Source organism: Staphylococcus sp. 231237_7MaSpsaltlick (genome assembly GCF_043107035.1).
Genome location: NZ_JBICNX010000317.1, coordinates 1 through 512 on the forward strand (window position 1 = coordinate 1; position 512 = coordinate 512).

Here is a 512-nt window from a genome sequence, read left to right on the forward strand (position 1 = left end):
TGGCTAAGAAGGTGGTCTACAATATGTACAATCGCTCTTTTTGCCAACTTATTCTTTGGGGAGATTGGGGATCGATGGGGATGGCGTAAAACGAGACAATGGGTTGGTGGCGTATTTTATGCTGCTGTTATGCTTTTAATATACTTTTCACCTATGGCGATTGGTCATAATTACTGGTTAATGACTATTATTTTAAGTCTTTGTGGTATTGGTATGGCTGGTTATGTGCCATTATCAGCACTGTTTCCATTACTCGCTCCTGACAATAAAGGGGCCGCTATGTCTGTATTAAACTTAGGGGCAGGCCTTAGTACATTTATAGCGCCGGCTATTGTAACTTTATTCTTTGAACCATTTGGTGCTGGAGCCGTATTATTTATTTACTCAGGATTTTATATTTTAAGTGCAATTCTTACACCTTTCTTGAAAACCCCACAAGAATTAAATCAATAATTTAATACTGTCTGTTATTAATTTTGCATTCCTACGCACTATGGTGTTATAATGCAATT

General features: G+C 37.3%; 1 protein-coding gene. It reads left to right on the plus strand.

Features of this window, described 5'->3' with window-relative positions; genetic code table 11:
• Positions 1-453: MFS transporter (locus tag ACF91D_RS31670; RefSeq protein ID WP_392438683.1), on the plus strand; the 453-nt coding region annotated here is incomplete at its 5' end.
• Between the last annotated feature and the right edge of the window lie 59 nt (positions 454-512).